The 25,198-nt window shown below is 50.7% G+C and carries 16 protein-coding genes; 6 read left to right on the forward strand and 10 right to left on the reverse strand.

Annotated elements, in window-relative coordinates; all coding sequences use genetic code 11:
- Positions 1–66: 66 nt before the first annotated feature.
- Positions 67–618, forward strand: a complete 552-nt coding sequence (locus B212_RS0116165) for a hypothetical protein (protein WP_019911964.1) — start codon at positions 67–69, stop codon at positions 616–618.
- Positions 619–783: 165 nt separating this feature from the next.
- Here B212_RS0116165 and B212_RS33210 read toward each other — a convergent pair whose 3' ends face one another.
- The 4 genes from B212_RS33210 to B212_RS0116185 form a co-directional block, all read right to left on the reverse strand.
- Positions 784–7,608, reverse strand: a complete 6,825-nt coding sequence (locus tag B212_RS33210; protein ID WP_019911965.1) for a choice-of-anchor I family protein — start codon at positions 7,606–7,608, stop codon at positions 784–786.
- A gap of 200 nt (positions 7,609–7,808) precedes the next feature.
- The gene (locus B212_RS0116175) at positions 7,809–8,480 is read right to left on the reverse strand and encodes a hypothetical protein (RefSeq protein ID WP_156830147.1); all 672 of its coding nucleotides are present in this window, start codon (positions 8,478–8,480) and stop codon (positions 7,809–7,811) included.
- A gap of 113 nt (positions 8,481–8,593) precedes the next feature.
- Positions 8,594–9,886 (reverse strand): SMI1/KNR4 family protein, encoded by a 1,293-nt coding sequence (locus B212_RS0116180; RefSeq protein WP_019911967.1) that lies wholly within the window; start codon positions 9,884–9,886, stop codon positions 8,594–8,596.
- 48 nt (positions 9,887–9,934) lie between these two features.
- Positions 9,935–10,990, reverse strand: a complete 1,056-nt coding sequence (locus B212_RS0116185; RefSeq protein WP_019911968.1) for an Atu2307/SP_0267 family LLM class monooxygenase — start codon at positions 10,988–10,990, stop codon at positions 9,935–9,937.
- Between the two features lie 191 nt (positions 10,991–11,181).
- On the opposite strand from B212_RS0116185, the gene B212_RS34550 reads away from it, so the two are divergent.
- Positions 11,182–11,775: a hypothetical protein gene (locus B212_RS34550; RefSeq protein ID WP_156830148.1), complete on the forward strand. Its 594-nt coding sequence runs from the start codon at positions 11,182–11,184 to the stop codon at positions 11,773–11,775.
- A 40-nt stretch (positions 11,776–11,815) separates the two neighbouring features.
- Here the strand turns inward: B212_RS34550 and B212_RS0116195 are convergent, their stop codons facing one another.
- Positions 11,816–12,892, reverse strand: a complete 1,077-nt coding sequence (locus B212_RS0116195) for an ABC transporter substrate-binding protein (RefSeq protein WP_019911970.1) — start codon at positions 12,890–12,892, stop codon at positions 11,816–11,818.
- A 198-nt stretch (positions 12,893–13,090) separates the two neighbouring features.
- On the opposite strand from B212_RS0116195, the gene B212_RS0116200 reads away from it, so the two are divergent.
- Together B212_RS0116200 and B212_RS0116205 are read left to right on the forward strand one after the other, a co-directional pair.
- Positions 13,091–14,197 carry a FecCD family ABC transporter permease gene (locus B212_RS0116200; RefSeq protein ID WP_019911971.1) on the forward strand — a complete coding sequence of 369 codons (1,107 nt, stop codon included), beginning with the start codon at positions 13,091–13,093 and terminating at the stop codon, positions 14,195–14,197.
- Positions 14,197–14,964: an ABC transporter ATP-binding protein gene (locus B212_RS0116205; protein WP_019911972.1), complete on the forward strand. Its 768-nt coding sequence runs from the start codon at positions 14,197–14,199 to the stop codon at positions 14,962–14,964. The genes B212_RS0116200 and B212_RS0116205 overlap by 1 nt, the downstream gene beginning before the upstream one ends.
- Here B212_RS0116205 and pyk read toward each other — a convergent pair.
- A complete protein-coding gene (gene pyk, locus B212_RS31635) occupies positions 14,946–16,097 on the reverse strand; it encodes a pyruvate kinase (RefSeq protein ID WP_019911973.1) in 1,152 nt (383 codons plus the stop codon). The genes B212_RS0116205 and pyk overlap by 19 nt on opposite strands.
- A gap of 191 nt (positions 16,098–16,288) precedes the next feature.
- On the opposite strand from pyk, the gene B212_RS0116215 reads away from it, so the two are divergent.
- The gene (locus tag B212_RS0116215) at positions 16,289–16,960 is read left to right on the forward strand and encodes a FlxA-like family protein (RefSeq protein ID WP_019911974.1); all 672 of its coding nucleotides are present in this window, start codon (positions 16,289–16,291) and stop codon (positions 16,958–16,960) included.
- Between the two features lie 327 nt (positions 16,961–17,287).
- On the opposite strand, the gene uvrA is transcribed toward B212_RS0116215, so the two are convergent.
- The gene (gene uvrA / locus B212_RS0116220) at positions 17,288–20,155 is read right to left on the reverse strand and encodes an excinuclease ABC subunit UvrA (protein WP_019911975.1); all 2,868 of its coding nucleotides are present in this window, start codon (positions 20,153–20,155) and stop codon (positions 17,288–17,290) included.
- A 28-nt stretch (positions 20,156–20,183) separates the two neighbouring features.
- Positions 20,184–21,098 (reverse strand): hypothetical protein, encoded by a 915-nt coding sequence (locus B212_RS0116225; RefSeq protein WP_019911976.1) that lies wholly within the window; start codon positions 21,096–21,098, stop codon positions 20,184–20,186.
- 172 nt (positions 21,099–21,270) lie between these two features.
- Between B212_RS0116225 and B212_RS0116235 the strand changes: the two genes are divergently transcribed.
- A complete protein-coding gene (locus tag B212_RS0116235) occupies positions 21,271–22,161 on the forward strand; it encodes an effector binding domain-containing protein (protein ID WP_019911978.1) in 891 nt (296 codons plus the stop codon).
- Positions 22,162–22,253: 92 nt separating this feature from the next.
- Here B212_RS0116235 and B212_RS33215 read toward each other — a convergent pair whose 3' ends face one another.
- On the reverse strand, positions 22,254–22,784 hold the full coding sequence (locus B212_RS33215) for a helix-turn-helix domain-containing protein (RefSeq protein WP_019911979.1): 531 nt from the start codon (positions 22,782–22,784) through the stop codon (positions 22,254–22,256).
- Positions 22,785–22,905: 121 nt separating this feature from the next.
- Positions 22,906–24,978: a serine hydrolase gene (locus tag B212_RS31645; RefSeq protein WP_019911980.1), complete on the reverse strand. Its 2,073-nt coding sequence runs from the start codon at positions 24,976–24,978 to the stop codon at positions 22,906–22,908.
- Positions 24,979–25,198 lie beyond the last annotated feature (220 nt).

Genomic DNA, 25,198 nt, shown 5'->3' on the forward strand with positions numbered 1-25,198 from the left:
TTAAATTCCACTGATATAATCCATTTGTTGTCATAAAACGATTGATTTTACTTAAGGGGTGTAAGAATGAATTTTGTTGCATGGGCAATCGTCACCTGTGAGGTTTTATTCTGGGTTGTGATCTTAGCAGGCTTTACAGCACGGTATATTTTCTCAAGAAAGAAGCTCGGGCTGTTCTTCCTGGCTCTGACTCCTGTTCTCGATATTATTTTGCTGGCGATTGCAGGCATTGATCTGTATCACGGCGCCTCCGCCACAACAGCACATGCGCTGGCCGCCATTTATATTTCCGTATCTATTGTGTTCGGCAAAAGCATGATTGCCTGGTCCGATGAACGTTTCCGCTATTATGTAACTAAACAGGGACCCAAGCCAATCAAGCGGTATGGGATGGAGCATGCCAGGCATTATTTGAAAAGCTTCTTGAGGCATGTGCTGGCTTTTCTGATTGGAGCAGGGATTCTGTTCGGCCTGGTTACTTGGATTGACGATCCGTTACGCACTGAAGCTCTGTCAGGTGTGCTTAAGATATGGTCTATGGTTGTGGGAATTGATTTGATCATCACCAGCTCTTATTTTATTTGGCCGAGAAAGGCAAAAAATCAACCGGGAATTTGAAGATTGAAATCCTATTTCCATTAGGTCCTTGTGATTTTAGTCCATTGTTTGCAGATTTGATTGATAGATTTGGCGTTAGATGATGTCTTTTGGATAAATGAAGGGGCTGTCCCATTTAGCGGGACAGCCCCTCATTATTCATGCTGTATGCTTTTTACTGAAAAATCACTTTACATCCAGGCTGTTATTCAAAATCCGCTTCAGCAGCGTGGCAATCTCGGCTCTTGTTGCGGTTCCCTTCGGATCAAAGACATTGCCCGCTTTGCCGCTGATGATGCCTTGGCCTTGAATTGTTGCTACCGCGTCTTTCGCCCACCCTGAAATCTGTCTATCATCTGCAAATGCAGCGACAGTACCCGAATTCTTCAGCGGCAGCTTCGAATATTTCATATAATTGTTCAGTACCACTGCCAGTTCTTCTCTCGTAACCATCCGGTCCGGGGCAAAGGTTGTGTTGCCGGTTCCTTGAACGATGCCGTTCGATGCAGCCCAGGCAATGTAAGGCGAATAATATTTATTAGCCTTCACATCTGTAAAGGACTGGGCGGCAGTCAGATCCGCACCCGACATTCTTCCAAGAATCGTTGCCAGCATCCCGCGGGTTACGGTCTGGTTCGGCGCAAAGGTGCTGCTTGAAGTGCCTGTGAGCCAGCCTTGTGCTGCCGCAAAGTCAATACTGTCTTTCGCCCAATGATTCGCAATATCGTTAAAGCCTACGGCATGGTAGCCGACGGCAAAGGTGGAGAAATGGCTGGTTCTGAACTCCACCGTTTGTGCCGCTTCATTGTATCTGCTGGCTACAGCTTCGGCGCTGCCGCTGTTATTCACATAATATACCACAACCGCATTTCCATTCTCTGCTGCGCCACGCTTATAAGGGATCTGCACCTTAACCGCTTCGCCTGCAAAGCTTGTAATGGTGGTTGCTCCATCGGAGATGGTGAAATCATAGGCCGGTCTGCCTGCTGTCAGTTCTTGAGTGCTGCCGCTCCAAGCCGAGCTTGAAGCCTGTGCAATACTGATGTTCAGGGTTTGGCCCTTGGCTGCCTTGCTGATCGCGGCCAGGGCCGGGCTTCCCAAGGTAATTGCTCCGAACCCGGTGCCGATCTTCAGATCAGCCTGTGTGCCGGAAGACAGCCCCGTCAAGAATGCGGTGCTCAGCTCAACCGTTACTTTGGTAGCTCCCTGCACAGCTTCCCCGCGAATCTCCACCACGGTTTGTTTTCCTGCCTTCTCGCTTGCCTTGGCGTTATCCAGCAGCTTTTGGCTGGCATCATCCGTCAGTACGACTTTCGCTTCGCCTGACTCTTTATTCAGCGTCATTGCCGCTACTGCCACAGTATCCGTAACCGTAACGCCTGACGTTGCTTGTGGCGAAGCACTTGGCTGCACGGTTGCTGTTGCAGGTGCTGCCGTCCCTGACGGCGGTGTTGGCGCTGGTGTTGGTGTCGGCGTTGCCGATGCCGACGCTGTCGGAATTGGCGATGCTGTCGGAGTCGGAGTCGGCGTTGGTGTCGATGTAGGCGTTGGCGGTGTGTAATAGCCCTTTGCGATTTCAACGACGGATACCGTTCCCGATACCTCATTGGCTACAAGCAGCAGCGGATAACGTGTCGGGCTTTGATCCGCCGGAATGAAGCTCTGGCCTTCAGGCGATACATCCCCGGCAATCCGGTAAGCCGGCTTGGTACCTGAATTATCTACCGAGTTCTTGAAATCTCTTGTATTCAGATAGTCGTAGAAGACAGGCGCGCTGATGTTCGAGAGGTCATACATCATATTGCCGCCGACCCGCTCAAGCCCGATGAAGGCATACGGCTTGCCGTCTACAACGCCAACTTTGACATCCTCAGGCTCTGGGCCTTTTTTGGCGCTTCGTTTCTCAAAGACGTAATCATCATTCGACCAGTTGAAGCCTTCCGGAACCAGTCTAGCCGTAATCTGCTCGAAATCTGCTCCGCTGTCATATACCAGAGACATGTCCTCTGCGTTCCAGACGGAGAAGGAGCGTGCACCGAACAGATAGGTTTTGCCGCTCACAAATCCTGCACCGCCTGCTCCCACCTCATAATCCGAAGTGTCAAAGGTCGTTACCTTCATATTCTTGGTAGCATCGCCATCCTGGCCTTTGCCGAGTGTAACATCCTTCTCATTGGTGTAGTCTTTCCAGCTCCGCGAATCGCCTTCGTTTGCCGTGATTACATAGGTTTTACCGCCGGCAGTGTAGGTAGTGATTCCGTCCGGATTGTACATGCCTAGTACATTTGGTTCGGCTTTAATGTCAATTTTGCCGTCCCGGCGCATATCCAGCTCATTGCCAGGAACACTGTGGTCTTTGAAGCCCAGACCCTTAATGCTTGTAAAAACACCTGTTTCAAGATTCAGCGTGGCAATGGCATTGGCCTCCTGAAGGGATACGAATGCCCGCTTGCTGTCTGCGGATACTGCGATATATTCTGGCTCCAGATCCACAGAAGGCGCAGTTTGTTTTTTCAAAATTACATTATTGGACAAAAGTGCATTTCGTGCTTCGCTGCTGTCGAACGCGGTGAAATCAATCACCTTGGCCGTCTGCTTCTCCAGATTGATCAGAGTTACAGAGCCTTTAGGGTCCACTGCCGGAGCGGTGTAGCCTTCTCTAGGTTCTCCTTCGTCAGCCGTCAGCACATATTTGTTGTCAGGCGTGAAGGTTACCATGTCAGGCTGTACGCCAGCCTTATAATGCGTTTTGTAATTCCCGTCATAGTCCAGCAGTAGGACTGCACCGGGTTTCTGATAATCCGCCTCTTGAACGGCAATTGCAATGGTATCGAGCGCCGGATTGATATCAATACTGGTGATGTCGCCAAAAGTGAACCCGTCAATCATCTTGCTGACGTCAATCCGCTTATCGAGCACAAGCTCGGTCTGCTTCCCGGAGACCAGGGACTTCAGGCTGACAATATCAATCTGCTTCTCCTTGCCGTTTACCAGATAAAATTTCTGATTGTCGCTGTTGTACTTCACAATCTCCGCAACGCCGCCCTCCAGGTCGGAAAAACCTGTGGAGTAGCTGCCGATCTTCGTCATAATCCCCGGGCTGAGCAGCTTAATTTCATTTCTGTCGCGCACACGGATTCTTTTGCCAACCGGATCAATGGATGACAGCCCGATGGCCGAAATCCGGTCGCCGGCTTTGAGATATTCCAGATTCACTGTCTTAGTGATATAGCCGTCAATAAAGACCCGCACATCACCGGAACCGTCATTGACAACGATGGAGCCTACTTTTACGCCGTCGAGACCGACAGAAACTACCTTGCCTTCAACTTTGACAAGTCTGCCGCGGTTCGTATCGGAGGTTGCTTCAGCCGTTGTCACCTGAGCCGGAGAAATCTCATTTACACTGCTGTCGAGCAGTTCGATGCTCTTCACAGTCAGTTGTTTCTCGCCCTGATAGCCGCCTACCGTACCGGTAACCTGGACCTTCTGACCCGCTCTGAAGTTGCCGGAAACCGGGAACAGGTTGATCCCCGCTGTGCTGTCCTGTACATAAATCGAGTCGAAAAAGGCTGTATCCTGATCATATCCGCTCGCATTGGAGGTTACAGTACCCTGAATGGTAAAAGATGCACCTTCCTGGGCCTTCTGCACTTCAGCAATCGGAGTTACCGTTCTTGGAGCCAGCTCCTTCAGGATGTTCTGCGTAATGTTGTAATTGCTGTAGCCCAGCTCTCCTGAATTGTCCAGTGTAGCCTGCACTTCAAAGTTGGACATGAATACCGAACCGGCTGTAAATAGCTTGGCGCCACCCGCCAAGGTTTCTACAGTCAATACCGGAATATTCCCCTTAACAACAGGATTGCCCTCTCCGCCCAGTCCATCCTTATCGGAGTCCAGACTTTCGGAGGTCGCATGGGAAGTAACAATATTCGTCACTTTTTCCTTATCCGCCTCGGCGACCGTGATCGAGGAACCGCTGTAGAAGCTGTATTCCTGGGCCGGATCTACTCCATACGTATAAGGGCTGCTCATATTGTAGTTTTTGAACCGGAGCCGGAAATTCTGGGACACATAATTGGTATTGTCAATCATCTCATCGTCAACCAGACGCGTCTTGGCATCAACTGCAGCCAGAATCAGATTCTGCTGGTATGCCGCATGATTGGCAGGGGGGTTCTTCCCGTCGCCGTAGTCCGCGAGTCCGGTAACGATCAGCGTTTTGCCGCTGTCCGTAAATGCCTTGACTGCCGCAATTTCCTCAGCCGAATATTCAGCGAGCGGACCTACAGAGGTTTTGCGGTTCGGCGGTGTAAGGATCAGAGCCTTCAGGCCGGCCAGCTTGTCAGCCGTAATCCCATCCTTGATTTCCACCAGCCGTACATCATATTCCTCGGCCAGCTTAGCGAAGTTCGTCATGCTGTTGGCATAGTTCCCGGCAACATATTCATTCTTGTGCGAAGCATCCACCCCGATGTTGATCAGCTTCGAGGCATCTCTTACATTGAGCTGTAAGGATTGGGTAAATACCCGGCTGTCGCCGTTCACAAGGGCATGCACCGTAACCTCTACAGTGGCGGTTCCAGCAGTCGAAGGCGTGTAATCAACGGAGTCCTTCAGTGTTCCCAGCGAAGCGATTGGAGAACTAAGGACTTTGTCTGCAACACTGGCACCACCAATCGTATAGCCGATAGATTCAACCGTAATCGGAGCAGCTTCATTATTGAACAGCTCTGTTGTGATCTGCAAAGGCTCACCGGTCACCGGCATGCTGACCGACGAGGTCACCGCATTAATGCCGACCTTATCAACCTCACCTACCCAGACCGGAGCAGTCACAGCGATATTGCCATCCGGTTGTACTACACGGATATAGTAGTAGCCGTTCGCCGGATTGTTGATTTTCACCGAATAATTCGCCTTATTGGTTGTGAAATTCTGAATATAAGATTCCTTGCCGCCATTCGTGATCACCGATACCTGTCCGATTTGATCGGAGGCATCCGGGTCTGAAAGATCCACGTTGATGTTCAATTCCCCGGTTCCCGCTGGCAGGCTTGAACCCAGCATTTCGCCATTTGCCGTGTACTTAATCTCCAGATTCTGATCCTCTGTAGCGTACACATGCATTTCACGCAGCGCTGCATATACGCCTTCCTTGGTGAAGGTGTCCGTTACAATCGCGGTTCTCGCCGTATTGGCGTTGCCCCACAGCCCTTTATGGTTGTCCTGATTGTTGGTAGGCGCCAGATGCCAGCCTTTGTCCAGAGCACGGTTATAGTATTCATAAGAGCGGAAATACCCGCCTGAGCTAACCGCCCCTTCGCCGTTGCCGACCTCGATCAGGGTCATATGCTGATTGATTTCAGGATCGTAATTGGAAAAGTTATTGAAGTCGCCGAACGTCGGTCCTGGATGATTGAACTGTCCAATCGCGCCTGGAATGGTCTTCAGCAGCTTATAGTAATTGGTCATGCCGGACACGCCGGATGCATAGTCTTTATGGTTTCTGCTGACAAAGCCGTCTGTAGCAAAAGTATTTATATGGCCCGGACCGCCCGCCCAGGTCATTTCATAGCCGTAAAACGGTACAAAATCAGGCGTTGCCGCCGCTGCCGCAGCAGCTTGTCCAGCCTGCCATTTGGCATTCGTAACGCTTGCCGCATAGTCCACAGGAGCAGCGGAGGTATCAAAATAATTCGAATGGTCCGTCAAGGCGAAGAAATCCAGCTTGGCAACATCTCTGGCATAGGCATAGGCTTCTTCCATCGTGCCTGAACCATCGGATTGAACGGTATGCCCGTGCAATTGTCCGAAGTATACCTTCTCCTCTTGACCCGGAGCCTTAAGCGTATAATTGAAAGTTGAATTCACACTATCCTTGTAGCCTTCGAGTGTAGCCGACGCCTGAATGGTAGCAGGCAGCATGTCCGCTGTTAATGTAATCGGAGTGCTGTAATCGGCTTTCGGAGCCACCGCTTCACCAGTCTCACCAGCTTTTCGGGTCAGAATGTAGCTAATTTTCGCTCCAGCAGTAGAAGAGCTTAGTGTGATTTGCGTATCAGCCGGAACAGAGCCCGTTTTGCTTGCGAGTACTTGACGAACCTGTGCCTGGGTGTAGACAAAGGTTCTTTCCGCGCTCACGCTTGCGCCTTTTACAGCTTTTGCCTTAATGACAGCCGTATCTCCAGTCTGATTGAACTGATCAATCACAACAGGGCCGGAAGCAGCCGGAAGGGTCTGAACCGCTCCACCGTTCAATGTGTATTCAATGGCTGCGCCTGAAGTAACCGACGACAGCACGACCGGACTGCCCTGGGCAATTTCACTGCCCGTATCCGGGGAAGCTACAACGGCTGCGACTGTGGTAGAGTCGGCTTTCTGCTCACCCGTGATTTTAACATCTGCCATACGGGAGGTGCCCGTAGAAGCTACTGTTCCCCCGTTAATCGAGCCATCGCTGGTTTGCAGCAGACGCAGGTACACCTTGCTCTTATCGTCAACACCCGCCGGCAGGGTGAACTCCGACTTTACCGGATCTGCCGTGTTTACATAAGCCCCATTTTGGACATCTGTATAAATAACCTGATCTGTACTATATTGCAGCTTGAAATCCTTGGGACCAGTGTTTGAGCCATAGGAACCAAAAGCCAGCTTCAAATGCTCATAGCCCGCAGTGGATAAGGTAATTTTCCAATATTTTGTGTTCGCGCCATTTTGCCAGCCGTTTAGTGAAATCGACCTGTTCGACGACGTGTACGTTGAAATCTTGCCGCCAGTGCCATTCTCCCCCATGTAGGTGGACAGCGTCACTGTGCTAGGATCAGCAACCGCACTTGTGGCGGGAAAACTCGTTAATGTCTTGGATGAATCGGGATCATTCACAAAATCCCATTCGGCCACGGTTACAGCAGTTGCTGCATGAACAGAATTGGATACCGGCAGCATCGTAAGCAGCATGATTATCGCCATGAATGCGCTAATTATCCGTCGAGGATGTTTGGTTATCATATAAGCCTCCCTAGTATTGTTATATCTTTAACTTTAAGAGACCGATGTAAAATCACCGGCAATCCTGTGTAAAATCTTCAGCTATTCTTGTTAACAAACTTCTTATAAATTCCAGTATATATGTAAAAAAACAGACCGCGTTCCTTGTATAAGGATGCGGTCTATCTCTTTCGTAATTTGCACAGCAGATGAAAAAAAGCTTATTCCATGCCATGCTCTTTCCGAATGTTGTACATGCCTTGAAGCAGCAGCTCCGAAGGGTCCCGGTTCAGTTGAAGATGTATCAGCAACAGATGCAGAGGAATTGCACAAACGTTATTTCCTTCGGTCACCGCCGGGAATCCCGCTTCAAATACCGGACCATGAACCTCGTTCCAGGCCAGGCCAGCGTGCACCTGCTCAGGGGCGAACTCTTCCTGCACGGCTGCAATACAGTGAGGCACCAATATGTTATCAATCATGGCCTTGGCTTCTTCTTCACTTGTAGGCGGCGGTAAGAGGGCTTTGCCTCCCTTGACCTTCATCAAGTCGATAAAGAATGATGCCATCCACACTGAAGGGCTGTTATTCGTCTGGAATCTGGCAACCAGCTCACGCAGGAAAAACCCGCAGGAATATACATCCTTCGCTTCGTCCATAACATGAAACACAAAAGTCGGACCATACGCTTCCAGATTCATCACTTGACCCTGAACCTCTTGGAAATGCATCTTCAGCGCTACGATACCGTTATGGTGAACCGCGTTGACAAGCGCTGCCATCTTTTCTTCTTCGGTCAACGGTTCCTCGGTGCCAGTCGCTTCTTCATTTAATTCCGCTTCATGGGTTATTTCTTCATTTGTTGCTTCATCGCTCGTTAACTTATTGTTCATTATCATATTCACCCCACTTCCTATAATACCATTCCAAGGCTGGAAGCGACATCTTGTTATAGACAAGACATGTAATAGACAAGATTATCAACGGGAATGTTAAAAAATAACGTTTAACCCAGCCGCTCAAGAGCTTCGCGGACAGCCTGCTTTTCTTTTTTCAGTACAGCCTCCTCAAGCGCCTGTTCCAGCAAACGGCGGATCTGCGCCAAATCTGCCGAGCTGAAGACCTCAGTCCCCTTATCGGTGAGCAGATCAGGTAATGCTGAAACAGCAATCTGGCGCTGAACGCCACCACAGCCAAGCCAATGAATAATGTCAGACGGTGAGGGCTGTGAGTGAGCATACAGCGTATCCCACCCGTCATACGGATAAGTGGCCTTGTCCTCCATCCAGCGCAGCACACTGCGGCTGTGAAAGAATTTAAGATGTGAATTCGCCTCATAACCACTCAGCTTCCGCGCTTGTGCAGAAGTCTCCAGCATGGAGAGGACACGCTCTAATCCTTCACCTTCCGGCAAGCAAAGAGCAGACAGATAGGCAAGTGAACTCCGGCTTATTGCAACGGGGGGAGCACCTGACCACAGTGAACGCACAAAGTCTGCTGCCTGCTGACCAAGCACCTCTCCGGCAAGACAGATAATGGCTTCTCTATTGCTGATGTTCTGTTCATGGCTTGCCCGCCCCACAAAAGCTCGCAACACCACTTCAGCGTTATATTGCGCGAAGGCTTCGGCAGTCTCCTGATCCGTACCGAACATTTCCGTGTAGAGAAGGAGTGAGTTCAAGTCATTCTGCGCCTGCTCCAGGGTCAGTGTCAGATATTGATGCAGCCAAGCGCTCCATTGCCTGCTGGCGGGCAGCTCCGGGTCCAGTCCGGTTTTGCCGCAAAATCCAGGGTACTGCCATTCCTCCGCCCCCACACAACCCAGCGCTGTGACCCGGTCGATGAACTCCGTGAATGACGGCGCAAGCAGTAAATATTCTGCCGTTTCATGTGCCCAGTGTACGACTGCCGTTCCGGAAGGACTGTTCAAGTCCAGCAGCAGCTCATCTCCGTTACCGGCCGTATGAAAGCTGAGATAACGCTGATTCCCATCAGAATCATCTTCGCCGTAAGCGAAAAATTCCAGTTGCTCCACAGCCCATCCCAGTTCACCGCTCACCTCAAAAGGCAAAATTGCTTCGTCCGGCAAGCTCCAGTAGACATAAGCTTGGCCTGCACCCTCCCTCAGCAAGGTGCGAAGCTCCTCTGGCAGCCGAATTCCCAGCCGGAACTCCGCTTCGGCAAGCTCGCCTTCCGCAGCAGGCGGAGCAATCTTCAGCCGGGTGTAGGCACCCTTCCCCCCAAGCGTCTCAATAAGCTCCTGCCATTGCCGCTTCCAGATAACCATTTGCGATTTCATCGGACCTGCCTCCCGTGTGTTGCCGTTACTTGTTATATTAGCTGTGTCCTACAGGTTGTCCTGCTCCCAGCGTTCAACCTCTGCACGCACACGGGGCGCCACTTCAGTGCCAAGCAGCCTGATAGCCTCCATCACCTGGGCATGCGGCATTGTACCATGCGGCACATGCAGCAGGAATCTTGTAATCCCCACATGCTTGCGCAGATGGATGATTTTGTCCGCAACCGTCTCTGGATCGCCTACATACAATGCTCCGTCAAAGCTGCAGGCGGCATCATAATCCGACCGGTGATAGGCAGGCAATCCCTTCTCCACCGCTCTCACATTTGTTCTGGCATATGTAGAAGGGAAAAACTGTTCGATGGCCTTTGGCGTGCTGTCGGCAATAAAACCATGAGCATGCGCTGCAACCGGCAGCCGCGAGCTGTCATGGCCCGCCTTAGCCGCTGCTTCTTTATAGAGCTGCACCTGTGATGCAAATTGCAACGGACGCACCGCTCCGATCATCGCCAGCGCAAAAGGCAGACCTAGCGCCCCTGCGCGAACCGCGGATTCGGGACTCCCCGCACTGGCAATCCATACCGGCAAGAGCTGCTGCACCGGACGCGGATAGATCCCCAGATTATGTATAGCAGGCCGGTGCTTGCCTTCCCAGCTTACCCGCTCGGAAGCCTGGAGCTTAAGCAGCAAATCCAGCTTCTCTTCGAATAATTCTTCGTAGTCGTTCAGATCGCACCCGAATAACGGAAAAGATTCAGTAAACGAACCACGTCCGACCATAATCTCGGCGCGGCCGTTCGAAATGCCGTCCAGTGTAGCAAAATCCTGAAACACCCGCACCGGATCGGCGGACGACAGGATCATAACGGCACTGGTCAACCGGATTCTGGTTGTCCGGGATGCTGCCGCAGCCATCACTACCGCCGGCGAGGAAGCCGCAAAATCCGGACGGTGATGCTCCCCGACCCCGTATACATCCAAGCCCACCTCATCGGCAAGTATAATTTCCTCTACCACTTCACGCATCCGCTCCGCGTGGCTCATCGTTGTACCCGTTTCCACGTCAGGCGTTGTCTCGACAAAGGTGCTTATTCCAAGTTCCACTCTTCTGTTCCCCCAAGCTCTTATTAAATCGTTAGCCACTATATTTTATATCTTTAGTGCTTATTATTCAAAATTAAAATTATAGATTGAGTTTAATATATCTCAAAAAGGGTCGAGTTGTGACTCCGGGGAATGTTTGGACTTCCGGCCGCTGTTGTCTGCAGATTTCTTGATTTATACCGCTGTTAGCGGTGGAAATCCGCAGACAAAGGCGGACGCTTTCGCTCCTCCAGTTCCAAACTTCCCCTCCGTCACTCCCCCTTTTTGGTAATTCTAAATTCAATCTATACAGGCAGGAACTAACGACCTCCGTTGGGCACACCAACAGCGGCATTTCTGCCGTTGTTTCGCCCGGTTCCCGCCGGGGGCGCTCTAACAGCGGCATTTCTGCCGTTGTTTCGCCCGGTTCCCGCCGGGGGCGCTCCAGCAGCGGCATTTCTGCCGTTGTTTCGCCCGGTTCCCGCTGGAGGCGCTCCAGCAGCGGCATTTCTGCCGTTATTCCGCCCGGTTCCCGCCGGGGCGCTCCAACAACGGCATTTCTGCCGTTGTTCCGCCTGGTTCCCGCCGGGGACGCCCCCACAGCGGCATTTCTGCCGTTGTTCCGTCCGGTTCCCGCCGGGGGCACTCCCACAACGGCATTTCTGCCGTTGTTTCACCCGGTTCCCGCTGGAGGCGCTCCAGCAGCGGCATTTCTGCCGTTGTTTCTGTACACTATCGTACCTCAGGCGATGCCAACCTTAATTCCTCAAACCAGCAAAAAGCAGATCGAACCGTCACCCTGGTGACGGCCCAATCCGCTTCTAGTAAACTGAGGGATCAGCTTAGTTATGGCTTGGCAACAAGCTCGGTTGCGAGCTTCTCAGCTCCGTCGAAGATAGAGTAGCTGTAGCCCCAGAACTGGTTGAAGTCGATTTTATAAATCGCCTTGTTCTTGATGGCATTCAGGCTTTGCAGCGACGGATCGGCGTAGAATGCCTTTAGCGTCTGCTCCGGGTCCACTCCGCCGGTGTACACCGAGAGCAGCATCACATCCGGGTTGGTCGCGATTAGCTGCTCTTTGCTGATATCGCCGGTAACTGTACCGAAGCTGTTTTTGAGTCCAAGCAAGCCAAGCACATCTCCGGCAAACGTGTCGATATTTCCGCTGTACACCTTGATTTCCCCATTTCCGCCATCGGAAACATACGCAAAGGTCTTCTCGCCTCTGGCCGCGGAATCATCCTTCAGCTTCTGTGCGCGGTTTTTCAATTCCTCGATATAGGCGGCTGCTTTGTCCTGCACATCAAAAATTTGGCCAAGCTGTTCAATATCCTTGTACAAGCTGTCAAGGGTCGCTCCCTTAACGCTGGTGCTCTGCACGAATGTCTTAATGCCAAGCTCATTCAGTCCATCTACAGTTCCAACGCCCCAGTCGGCATCTGCGAACAGATCACCGCGTCCCAGGACCAGATCGGGACTTGCCCCAACAACCAGCTCTTTACTTGCATACTCCTTGGAGATTACTGGTATTTTCTTGAATTCCTCCTGAACAGAGGGATCACCGTTGCCGTAAAGTGCAGCAACCCCTACCATTTTGTCGGTCAAGCCCAGCTTAATCAGCAGCTCCGCGGCGCCCTGGGTGTTGGCTACAACTTTTTCAGGAGCCTTGTCGAAGGTCTGGGATTTGGCCGTCCATTCCGTTCCTTCCCCCTTCTTCGAGTAATTCTCAATGGTGAGCGGGTATACGGTCTTGTTGCTTGGAGCTGCCGTCTCTGTGCTGGTGCTGGCGTTACTGCTGCTTGCAGGCGCTGCCGAACTAGCTGCTTCATTCTGGTTCGATGTCTTTGAAGAACAAGCCGCTATCATAACCGCCATTACCAAAACCGCGAGCAGCGGCACATATCTCTTGAATACATTTTTCATGAATCTAGTCCCCTTTGCTATTAATAACAATAGTGTATCCTGTCCGGCACACTTAAGCTGCTGCCCGGCATGAGATACTTCTCGTAGAATATAGAAAGTCGGACCTCCTGTCAATGAGAACTATTATCATTGACAATCGTTCTCATTATGAACTATATTTTAAATTAAACATATTTCTTAAGGAGCCCTTTGAATGCCATGCAAACTGATCTGTTAGAGCAATCTGAATCAAAAAAATCCATTATTCATAGCCGCTACGGCTTCACGACTGTCATCCTGGTCCTGCTGGTTATCACTTTTCTATCGGTTGGCGCAGCGGTCTCCTTCGGGCAGGTAGACATCCCCGTATCCCAATCCTACCGGATTCTGCTCCATCACATTACAGGCATTCAAATCGGAGACGCTCAGGAGCTGACCTCCGGTTCTTACGTTGATATTATCTGGAAAATCCGTTTTCCCCGCGTCCTGATGGCTATGTTCATCGGTGCCGGCCTTACGTTATGCGGAACCATCATGCAGGCCGCTGTTCAGAATCCTCTGGCTGATCCATACATACTCGGTATATCTTCCGGCGCTTCTCTTGGAGCAACGTTTGCAATCTTAATCGGCTTCGGCTCTATGGGGCTGCTGGGTCAAACGGGAATCGCGTTCTGGGCATTTGCCGGCGCGGTTGGCGCTTCGCTGCTCGTCTTGCTCCTTGCCAGTGCAGGCGGCAAAATGACCTCTGTCAAGCTGGTTCTGGCCGGTATGGTCATCAATGCCTTATGCACCGCCTTTGCCAATTTCATCGTCTATTTCGCGAACAATGCCGAAGGCATCAAGACGGTTACTTTCTGGACAATGGGCAGCCTGGCCGCTTCTAGCTGGGATAAGCTGCCGCTGATTGGAGTCGCTGTGCTGCTGTCTGTTATCTTTTTCCTGCTGCAATCCCGTGTACTGAACACAATGCTGCTTGGAGACGAGGCTGCTGTCACGCTGGGCATTAATCTGAGTGTATACCGCAAGGCCTACATGATTCTTACTGCGCTGATTACCGGGGTAATGGTGGCAAGCTGCGGCATGATCGGATTCGTGGGACTGATTATTCCCCATATGGTGAGAGGGCTTGTCGGCTCCGATCACCGCAGGCTGCTCCCGGCGTCCATACTGTTCGGTGCCATCTTCCTGATCTGGACGGATGTCATCGCCCGGACAATTGTGCCGAATGTGGAGCTTCCGATTGGGATTATTACCGCCTTGATTGGCGCACCGATGTTCATGTACATGCTGATCAAAAAAGGCTATGCGTTTGGAGGCAGATCCTGATGAATTTGAATGTTGACCGTCTGTCCGTTTCTTTTTCAAATGCCAATATTGTAAAGGATGTATCCCTGAAAGTTCACAACAAGCAGTTTGTCGGCCTCATTGGACCGAACGGCTGCGGCAAATCCACGCTTCTAAAAAGCATCTATAAAGTCATCAAGCCGCGTCAGGGCGATGTTTTCTTATCTGATTTGGATGTCATAAAATCAAGTCCCAAAGCTGTGGCACAAAAGCTGGGCGTGGTCGGCCAATTTAACGAGCTGAGCTTTGACTTCACTGTCCGTGAAATAGTCGCGATGGGCAGAACCCCGCACAAGGGAATGCTGGAGACTGACAACCGGGAGGACTATAGCATCGTCTCCGGCGCACTAAGTAAGGTGAACCTGGAAGGTTACGCAGACCGCAGCTATAATTCATTATCCGGCGGAGAGAAGCAACGTGTTATCCTGGCCCGCGTGCTGGCGCAGCAGCCGGAATTCATGATTCTGGACGAGCCTACCAATCATTTGGACATTAAATACCAACTGCAGATCTTGAATATTGTTAAAAAGCTGGACATCGGCATTCTCGCTGCGCTCCATGACCTTGCCCTCGCCGCAGAATACTGCGATTATCTCTATGTCATGAAGGAAGGTCAGGTCGCAGCCAGCGGAAAACCTGAGGATATTTTGACAAAAGAATTGATTGGCCAGGTATTCGATGTGGCCTGTGAGACTTACCGCAACCCCGTAACCGGGGCGCTCGCCATTGCTTATTTGGAAACCAGGTAGCCTTCCCGACTCTTGTTATTGTCCGCAGAGCTATTATTCTTACGCAGCTTATCAAAGGGAGGCTGGCCGTAGATCATCTCCAATGTACAATCACGGCTATCCTCTCCGTTTTTCGCCTTTAAGCTCATTTTCTCCGCAAATTTGGCTACAGTGTCCATGACTCTCGTGCTTTGCACCGGGAATTTGCCGACCGAGCTTTCAGCCGACAGCATCACGGCATCTGAACCATCCAGTACGGCTTGAGCGATATCTGTCACCTCGGCACGCGTCGGTACAGGATGCTCGGTCATGGATTGAAGCATATGCGTAGCCGTGATGGCATAGGTCTTGGAACGGCTGCACTCTTGGAGAAGCGCTTTTTGAATGAACGGGATCTGCTCAAAAGGCAGCTCCACGCCAAGATCCCCCCGGGCAACCATAATTCCGTCTGAAGCCTTCATTATTGAAGCGAAATTAAGAACGGCATGAACGGTTTCGATTTTGGAAATGAGCCCCGGTTGCTTAAATTGCCCCAGAGAAGCAATATACTCCCGAATCTCCTCCAAATGAGTCTCCTCGCGGATAAAGGAACATGCAATCCAATCCACCCCCTGCTCCAGCAGGAATTGAAGGTCCCGTTTGTCTTTGGCTGTAATCGCCGGCAAGCGAAGTCTCGTTCCGGGAACATTGACGCCCTTTCGGCTGCCGATCGTTCCGCCAACAGTGACGCGTGTTACGATGCTTTCCGGCTTTTTATCTGTCACCTCAAGCTTGACTTCCCCGTCGTTAATTAGGACTGTATCTCCTATTTGAATGTCATCCAGCACACTGGCGTTATCGAGCGCCGCCCGCTCCCGGCCTCCCGGCTCATCGGACTGGTCAAGGATAAAATTCTGGCCTTCTTCTAATTGAACCGCGTCCCCCTGCACACTTTTCAAGCGGATCTTGGGTCCTTGCAGGTCGCCCATGATCTTTACCTGCTTTCCGGTTTTGGCGGCAGCGGCGCTCAAGGCGTTGATCACCTCTTGATGCTCCTCATGGCTGCTGTGCGACATATTAAGCCGGGCTATCGTCATGCCGCCAAGCAATAATTCCTGAAGAACGGCAGGAGAAGAGCTGGCCGGACCGATTGTACAGATCAAATCAACACCCAAAAATAATCACTCCTATACTCGATTTACGGTCACATCATATTATCTCCACTGCCGGCGCAGTAGTATGTATTCACTCCCCCCACAATCCGCTCCGATAAGTAATTTTCATAATATTACCAAAATAATTAAATTTTCTCTGAGTTCTACCGATATGTAGATAATGGAGTACGCCAAAAAAGGAGGATTTTCTCATGCAAATTACTAATAATACAACGATCAATTCTGCCAGCTATAATCAGACGTTAAGTACATACGGCACGAATCAGGACAGTCAGTTGAAATCTTCTCAAGGTCACATTGAAAACCTGCAGAATCAACTGCAAACCCTCTCAAACAATAAAGAATTGTCTGCCGCAGAGAAGATGGACAAACAGAAAGAATTGCAGGAACAGCTTCAAGACTTAAGGAAACAGATGGAGCAAAGAAAACTAGAAATTCAACAAGAGAAACTTGAAAGGACAAATGGGGAAGAGGATAGCGGAAATAATGACTCTGAAGCTGGAAAAACTGGATTGGATGCACAGGAAATGGGGTTCATTATTTCTTTTTCTTCCGCAAAAGATCAGATGGCAGGGATGAGTAAAATAAAAACAGAGTTAGAGGGTAGATTGAGAACGGCTAGCAGCGAAGAAGAAAAAACAAAATTACAAGCAAAAGTGGATAACATTACTAAAACAATGTATACAAAAGCGAACGAGACAAATGATGCGATCTCTAATTATCAAGAGCAGGATGATGAAGTGAACGAGGTTCAAAATAAACAAGAGGAAAACACTGGCACCAGTGAAAAAACTGTAATCTATACAAAAAAAGGCGAGACAAGTCAGCAGGAGCCGGGTACGAAGCTTTCAATATTAATATAGCAGACACCCATGCACTCTTCCGCGGCACTCTAGAAATCGCATCATTGCATGAGACATGTACAGCCGGGAAGAGAGGGCATGCATTCCATCTTTCATTTGCACATCTTCAGCTTGCCATTTACGCCATCTTTTTCAACTTTAGTTATATTCATAACTGCTCCTCCCGATCTTTGCCCTTTATTCCTCGAATTCATCCTCTTCTGCACTTAACCTAATTCAACCCGCTCGTCAAAAAAATACAAGTACCTTATGCCGGGAAACCTACCTTAATTCGGCTTTCCCGGCAAGAATCAGCACTTGTTCCATCATCTATACGTCTTTCCCGTTTTACAGAACCGTGCGCAGAAACTTCCCTGTATGGGATGCCTCTACTTGGGCAACCTGCTCCGGTGTACCCTCGGCAACCACGTAACCGCCCTCATGGCCGCCTTCCGGTCCCATGTCGATAATATAATCGGCGGATTTCATAACATCCAGATGATGCTCGACAACGATTACGGTATGCCCCTTGTCCACCAGCTTGCCCAGAGACAACAGCAGCTTTTGAATATCCGACAGATGCAGCCCCGTGGTTGGCTCATCAAGGATGTACAGATTATGGGCTCCCCGCTTGATCTTGGACAGCTCATGGGCGAGCTTGACACGCTGCGCTTCCCCGCCTGACAGGGTGGTTGAGCTTTGTCCTAGCCGCATATAACCAAGTCCCAGCTCATCCATAATGTCCAGCTTATGCTTCAGGTACTTGTGTTCACGGAAGAAATCGCGGGCTTCCTCGACTGTCATCTCCAGCACATCGGCGATGCTTTTGCCCTTCACTTTGATTTCAAGACCTTCTTCCGAGAACCGCAGCCCTTTGCATACCGGACAAATGGTTTCGATATCCGCCATGAACTGCAGGTTGGTCACGATAATGCCGTCTCCCGCGCATTGCTCACAGCGGGTGCCTCCTGCATGAGTCAGGCTGAAATCAATAGGCTGGTATCCCCGGTCGATGGCCTCCGGCTGCATGGCGAACAAATCCCGGATTTTATCGTACATGCCAATGTAGGTTGCCGGATTGGATTTGCTGTTCCTGCCGATAGGCGTCTGGTCGATATTGATCACATTGTTCAGCAGATCCGAGCCAAACACAAAATCATGCTCCCCCGCGACAATCCGGGCAGAAGTCTTATCAATCTTCAATTGCTTGTACAGGATTTGGTTGATCAGCGAGCTTTTCCCGGAACCGGATACCCCGGTCACACAGATGAACAGCCCCAGCGGAATGTCCAGATCCACATTCTTCAGATTGTTCTCTCTAGCCCCTTGAATGCTTAAAAAGTCATCCCCCAAGCTCCTCCGCTTCGCCGGGACAGGGATGCAGGCTTGCCCCGACAGATATTGACCGGTTACCGACTGAGGCTCATGCATAATATCTTCCAGTCTGCCGCTCGCGACAACATTGCCGCCATGAATCCCCGGACCCGGACCAATCTCGATGATATGATCCGCACTTCGTATCGTATCCATATCATGCTCGACAACGATTACGGTATTGCCGATATCCCGCAGCTTCTTCATCGTATCAATGACCCGGCTGGAATCCCTGGGATGCAGGCCGATGCTCGGCTCATCCATAACGTACAGCATTCCCATCAGCTCACTGCTAATTTGGGTTGACATTTTGATCCGCTGCATCTCTCCCCCAGAGATGCTGTCGCTTCTCCGGCTAAGACTGATATAGTGCAGCCCGATGTCGATAAGCAGGGACACTCTTGTCTTGATCTCTTGAATAATGGAGGAGGCCACATCCCGAATCTCTTCATCGAACGTCAATGTTCCCAATGAATGAAGCAGCTCCGGCAACTGTTTGCGGCTTAGCTGATCTATATTCTCTTCTCCGAGTATTACCTGAAGCCGCTGCTTCTTGAGCCTTGCTCCATGACATTCGGGACAGATTTTCTCAATCATACAATCCTTGATAAACGTCGGCTCGAAAGCTTCAGTGGTCGAACTCTTCCGTATGTAGTGCTTATACCAGCTCTCCATTTCATGGACAAAACCCCAGAACGGCCGATCACGTCCAATCATCCAATTCTTCTTCGTAGAGTTGGTTGGCTGGAGCATCGGAACCACCTCGCCTCTGGTCCCATAGAACAGAATGTCATGTACCGTCTTGGGAAGATCGCAGAAAGGGGTGTCCAGGCTGAAATTATACTTCTGGGACAAGCTGTACATCAGCACAGAGCGGTAGCTGTCCTTCCCCGCCGGATTGAAAACCGTATTCTTAAGCGCCCCCTTGTTGATGCTCTTCTCCGGCGCTACCACCAGGAAGCGCGGCTCCACCACATACGACATCCCCACCCCGAGGCAGGTATGGCAGGCGCTTACAGGCGAATTGAAGGAGAAATGAAAGGGCTGCATATCACAGAGGAAGAAATGATGCTCCGGGCACCCGAAGTCCTGATAAAAGGAACGGTCCACACCTCCCGGAACCTCTACCTTAATCATAATGTCCTCTTCCAGAGCCAGCATCGCCGCTTCTATGGATTTGGTCAATTGAATATAGGTATCCTTCTTCAAAAGAAAACGGTCAATGATCATCTCAATGTGGTATTCCTTGGTTTCATCCAGTTCCCGCTTCTCGGCCAATGAAAAAGCTTCACCGTCTACGAGCAGATTCTTATACCCTTTTTCCCGCAGTTGCTGAAAGGTATAGTTGTAATCCTCTCCGAACACTTTATAGACGGGCGCGCGCAGCTCCACCACCGTTCCGAATGGCAAGGAGGAAATGCGCTCGGCAATCTGGGCAGCAGAGAGCTGCTTCAAGGAATGGCCGCATTCCGGGCATTTGCCGACACCTGCGGTGGAGTAGAGCAGACGCAGATAATCGTTGATGTCCGTAACCGTGCCGACGGTTGAGCGGGGATTGTTATTGCTTTTTTTCTGCTCAATAGCGATTACCGGGGACAACCCGCGCACATAGTCTACCTTTGCTTTTTTAAGCTGACTGATCCGGCTCTTCGCAAAGGTCGAGATGGAGTCCAGAAACCGCCGTTGGCCCTCCCCGTAAATCACATCAAAAGCAAGCGAGGACTTCCCCGAGCCGGATACTCCCGTAATCACCGTCAGCTTGTCCCGCGGAATTTCAACCGAAATGTTCTTCAGATTATTTTGCTTGGCCCCGGATATCTCGATGGTTGTTCTTACCGGCATGAATAAGGCTCCTTTCAACACTCAATGTCTATGGAATATACAAATAGCCTACTTCCTCAACGGCACGCTTGCTTTTGGGCGTAATACGGATGGTCTGGGTTACCTTTTCGATGACCCCTTGATCCGCTAAATAGTCCATAACACCAAGCAGCATGTCACTACTCACGTGAAAATGCTTATTAATAAGCGTAACGGTTTTGATCTCCTGATCGCTCATGAATTCAATCACCGGCTTAGCAAAAATGGAAAGATGCTGCTCAAGCACCTGATCCAGCCGCTCTATACCGTTCTTAATTTCCTCCACGCTCATATGATGGGACATGGCTTCCTGATAAAATGGAACGATGGCCTCCGGATTTAGCACCAGCGCTCTTTGGATGGCCTCTCTGGATATCGCTTCCCCGCGGATACACAGCTCCATATGAGCGACAGACTCCGCAGCCTTGAGCAGATAATACTGGGCATACAGCGGGTCCTTTCTTACCGTCAGCCACTTCATGGCTTTGTCGCGAAGGTGAGCGATGGCACTGGCAATATGGAGCGCGGAAACTGCGATATCATCACTGCCAACCTGCTTCAGGTCTTCGAAATATTCGATCAGAGTGTCATCTGTGGAATAGACCATTTTTCCCTTGGAGAAATAGGATTGAGAGAAGGACCCGCCGATCGCCCGCTCCATCCCTCGCTTGAATTCGCTGCGGACCATCAGATACACATTGATAAGAATGCCGTCCTCATCAATGCAATAGCTTGTAGTGGTAAGCGGCTGGTCGCGGACAATCATGGTCATATCAATATCGCTTTTCTCCCAGACCACATCATACGCGAGACTCCCGCTGACAATAATGGCAATCACATTCGGATCGCCCTTGACCTTCCCGATAAAACTCTCCTGCGCAGCTATGTAGCGTGCTTTCAGTTCTGCCTGTGCAACATTGTCCATAATCTCTTACTCTCACCCTGCCTTCTTCATAAAGTAATCGTTCCCATCCTCCCGTTATGGTAAAATCATACTACACTGCCGCTATAGGAACCGGACAAAAATTGCTGTGTTAGCGAAGGTGAAATTCAACTTACAAGCAGAAACGGCTTCGCCGTCCTTAAAAGGAGCCCTCATGGATCTTCATCTCCTGGAAACGATTAACCAAACCACAGAATATATCGAAAGTCATTTGCTGGAGGAGCTGAGTCTGGATAACATCTCGACGCAGGTGAACATCTCCAAATTCCATCTGCTGCGCATCTGGAAAGGAGCCACGTCCACCGGACTGATGGAATATGTCCGCAGAAGGCGGATCGCCTGCTCTCTCGGGGATTTGATGCATGAGCCGAGCAGTATTGAATTTATCTCGTCCAAATACTCCTTCGGCTGCGAACGCACCTACAACAGAGTTTTCAAGGAAGAATTCAACATCAGCCCGGCCAGATGGCGGCGCAATCCCACTCCGCTGCAGATCATGGACCGCTTCAATGCGGATTTTCTGCACCGCGCGGGGGAAGGTCTTGTCTATTTTCATTCCACCAGCATACTGCCTACCTTCTCGATTGCCGGCCTGGAGCACCGGGTAGATGTCAATGACAACATGGCAAATCAGACCTCGAACCGGCTTGGTGTCGAATTCTTTTATCATAGCCGTCCAAGAATCATCAATCCGGTGAATAAAGATACCTACATCGGGCACACCACTGTCCCAGATCCGTTTCAGGGCTACACCTGGTATCAGCCGTCCGTACAAGTGGATCAGAGCAGCATCGTTCCGCCTGACATGACAGTAAAGCAGATTGCTCCCCACAAATACGGTGTGTTCACCTACATGGGCCCCCACCGCCCGGAAGAAATCAGTTCCCGAACCTTAAGCGCCATCTGGAGGCACATCTTCGAAACGTGGATGCCTACCGTGCAATTCGGGCTGGAGGACAAGTTCAGCTTCGAGCTCATCAACTACGCCAAATGCAATAAGCACTACTGCGAATGCAATTTGTATTATCCGATTGTGCGGGTGTGAGGAGGCTAAATAGACTTCTGAACGGCAAAAAAACGGCATTTCTGCCGTTTGCTTACTCTATTTCACTTGAAGTGAAAACTTCCTGCGTAAACTCAGCCAAGCAGTTCCTGTTTCCTTTTAAGCAAATATGTCCATACGTCCAGATCTATATCCTCATCAGAAGTAACGAGTTCCCCGGAATCACTCTTTTGCTTGAATTGCTCAATCGGGCCATACTTTTCTTCGTAAGCACTAAGTTTGCCGGTTATGAAGCACAACTCATCTTCAGATTCCGTCTCCGCGGCAGCTTGCATACGCGCCTGATAAGACTTCGCAGCCTCACTAATACGTACTGTCTCACCACTCGGATACTCCAGAATCGCGTTGGCAGGAATATCCACATGTTTTCCTGGTTCTGGTCTAGTGACACCGGCGAACCGTCCTTGAGCAATCCACCGGGAAATTGTCTGGTGGGACACCCCAAGCATACGAGCCACTTCTCTGGTCGGGTAATGCTTAGCCCTGAGGGGCTCTGCCTGTAAGGAACGCTGAACCTGGGTGAGAAAATATACAATTTCCCGTTGCGCGGCCGCAAATTTCTCGTGATCAAGAAACTCATCATCGGATAACCGATGAATCAACATACCGGAAGCCTCTACAGCATCACATAACATTTTGTAAGTAATAATATTCTCTCGCAATTGACGTGAGGAAAAGATATTGCTTGCATAGGTTTCTTGACGCTCTCGTACATAACAGCCAACCTTACTGCGGAAGCAGCATCGTGAACAGCAGCGCGGCCAGCTCCTGCTTGTTCAATGCCCGCTGAGAGCCGTAATCGGACTTGCCGGCCGATTCGGTAACCTCAGGCCCATGCAGCTTCCAGGCTACTGCCGAGCGGACAGCATCAACTGCCCACTTCGACGTGCCCGGTGCCAGCGCCGCTGTAGCATCCGGCTGCCGGATTCCCGTTGCAGTCAGCAGGCGGTAACAGATCACAGCAGCTTCCTCGCGGAGAATCGGACGGTCCGGTTCAAACAAGCCGTTCCCCGTACCCTCAAGCAAGCCGGACTCTATCGCAGCCTGGATATCTTTTCGATACTGGGTATGCTCAGTGTCCTTGAATACGGACGGGTTAGAGGATGCCGGAATGCTCCAGATTGCGTTGAAGGCATGGATGAACGCTCCACGGGTAACAGTTTGCAGCGGCTGAAACGGCTGTGACAAATCCTCTGTTAAATAGCCAAGTGACTTCAGGCTGAGAATATAGCTCGCATACGGATGATCCACACCAACGTCCGGGAAAACGGGCAAATGCTCCGGTATTTTCGCTGCATAACTGTATAGGTTGGTGTATTTCATATAAGAGATGCTGCCGGTGGCATCCGTCTTGAATGCAAGCGGGTTGCCCTCCTTATCCATAAATAACAGATCGTCGATCTGCTGAAGCTGGTGGCTGCCGAAGGCATCGCTTACCTTCAGGATTCCATCACCGGCCACTTCGACCCTGGTCAATAATTTGATCCGTAAATCGGAGTACAGCCCTGCGAATTTGGCGAGTTGGTCTGCGGACTGCGCTTTGTATCCCTTCGTATCGTAAGCCGGTTTTCCTCCCGCATAATAATGATCCATAAATGCGGTGAACAGATCGTTCCGCAAATCCTGATTCGTATTGTAGGTAACGAAGACACCTGTTTTCCGGTCAGGCAGCAGCCATAGCAGCGAGCTATAGCCCTGAATGTCGCCGCCTTTGGAGATCACATGCTCACCGTTCGTTTTGGACGGAAGCACAGGCGCTTCAAAGCCGTAAGTCGTATCCGGAAAATCGGGATGGATGGCTATCTTGTAAGCCGACATCGCCTTTACCGACGCAGGAGACAGGATCACCTTACCGTCAGCCGCCCGCCCCCCGTTCAGAAAAGCTTTCATAAACAGCGCCATATCGGAGGCTGTCGAGATCATGCTGCCCTCCGGCCATTCGCTTGGCGAAAATCCGTACACCGGAATAGCGCTTCCCGCTGGATCGTATGAGGGCGCAAGCCTCCGGGTCAACTCCTTACTCATGCCAAAGCTGCTTGACTTCATACCCAGCGGGCCAAAGAGATGCTTTTGCATATAGCTCCCGAAGGATTCTCCGCTTACCTGCTGGACAATATATCCTTGCAGCCGAGAAGCGAAATTATCGTACATATAGGCCGTTCCCGGCTTGCGGATTACCGGAGGGAACACCTCGAAGATGCTTTGTTTTAACGTGACCGGCTTCTGGGACGGGTCCATGAGATAGCTGGCATCCGAAGGCTCGCGCACTTCAAAGCCGGTTGTGTGTGTTAACAGATTCTCGATGGTTACAGGCGTATCGAAGGGATTGGTTACTTTGTAGCCATCCAGGTATTTTTCGATATTATCCTGAAGGGACAGCTTCCCCTGATCGACAAGCTGCATAATAGCGGCAGCAGTAAATACTTTGGAGACGGAGCCGATCCGAAAGATATCCTTCCCTTCCTCCACCCGCTTCGAGGCCGGGTTCGTACTCCCATAGCTTTTGGATAAAAGCACTTTGCTGTCCTGTACGACGGATACCGCAGCAGCCCCGGCCTTCTTCTTAACGGCAGCCTGAGCAAAAAACGCATCGAAAAACTTCTCCACCTCCTTGGCATCCCGCGGTCCGCTCGCATAAGCTCCCAAGGCGTTACTGCCGGGTATGGCATGCTGCTGGTCAGAGACCGGCGCGTCCGGTTCAGGCTGCCGGGCAGCCGCACCTGCTTCACCGGCAAATGTCGTCAGCAGCACAGCGGTCAGAATGCCGCACATGCGGCGGTTACGCCTTTTCTTGTTCAAGTACAATCCTCTCCCACTTTCAAATTTAGGACTAACCTATTCTGAACGAACAGGCCGTTCCACCTTACTAATTGTATGGCTCCATAGCCAGTGCTGTCGTTTGATTCAGATGACAAGCAGGAGTGTAATGTAACATTGTTGTCACGCTGGATGAAAATGTGCTGTACATGTATGCTTGCGTACGAATTTGCTATAATAACAGAATCAAGCTGCCATTTTT

Source organism: Paenibacillus sp. HW567, from assembly GCF_000374185.1.
Taxonomy (GTDB): Bacteria; Bacillota; Bacilli; order Paenibacillales; family Paenibacillaceae; genus Paenibacillus_AQ.

What these genes read in the sequence shown, in the direction of transcription:
- B212_RS33215 (WP_019911979.1), bottom strand. Translation starts at nt 22,784, where the DNA reads ATGTTGATTCATCGGTTATCCGATGATGAGTTTCTTGATCACGAGAAA.
- B212_RS0116180 (WP_019911967.1), bottom strand. Translation starts at nt 9,886, where the DNA reads ATGAAATCGCAAATGGTTATCTGGAAGCGGCAATGGCAGGAGCTTATT.
- B212_RS0116215 (WP_019911974.1), top strand. Translation starts at nt 16,289, where the DNA reads ATGCAAATTACTAATAATACAACGATCAATTCTGCCAGCTATAATCAG.
- B212_RS0116225 (WP_019911976.1), bottom strand. Translation starts at nt 21,098, where the DNA reads ATGGACAATGTTGCACAGGCAGAACTGAAAGCACGCTACATAGCTGCG.
- uvrA (WP_019911975.1), bottom strand. Translation starts at nt 20,155, where the DNA reads ATGCCGGTAAGAACAACCATCGAGATATCCGGGGCCAAGCAAAATAAT.
- B212_RS0116235 (WP_019911978.1), top strand. Translation starts at nt 21,271, where the DNA reads ATGGATCTTCATCTCCTGGAAACGATTAACCAAACCACAGAATATATC.
- B212_RS0116200 (WP_019911971.1), top strand. Translation starts at nt 13,091, where the DNA reads ATGCAAACTGATCTGTTAGAGCAATCTGAATCAAAAAAATCCATTATT.
- B212_RS0116175 (WP_156830147.1), bottom strand. Translation starts at nt 8,480, where the DNA reads ATGAACAATAAGTTAACGAGCGATGAAGCAACAAATGAAGAAATAACC.
- B212_RS0116195 (WP_019911970.1), bottom strand. Translation starts at nt 12,892, where the DNA reads ATGAAAAATGTATTCAAGAGATATGTGCCGCTGCTCGCGGTTTTGGTA.
- B212_RS33210 (WP_019911965.1), bottom strand. Translation starts at nt 7,608, where the DNA reads ATGATAACCAAACATCCTCGACGGATAATTAGCGCATTCATGGCGATA.
- B212_RS0116165 (WP_019911964.1), top strand. Translation starts at nt 67, where the DNA reads ATGAATTTTGTTGCATGGGCAATCGTCACCTGTGAGGTTTTATTCTGG.
- B212_RS0116205 (WP_019911972.1), top strand. Translation starts at nt 14,197, where the DNA reads ATGAATTTGAATGTTGACCGTCTGTCCGTTTCTTTTTCAAATGCCAAT.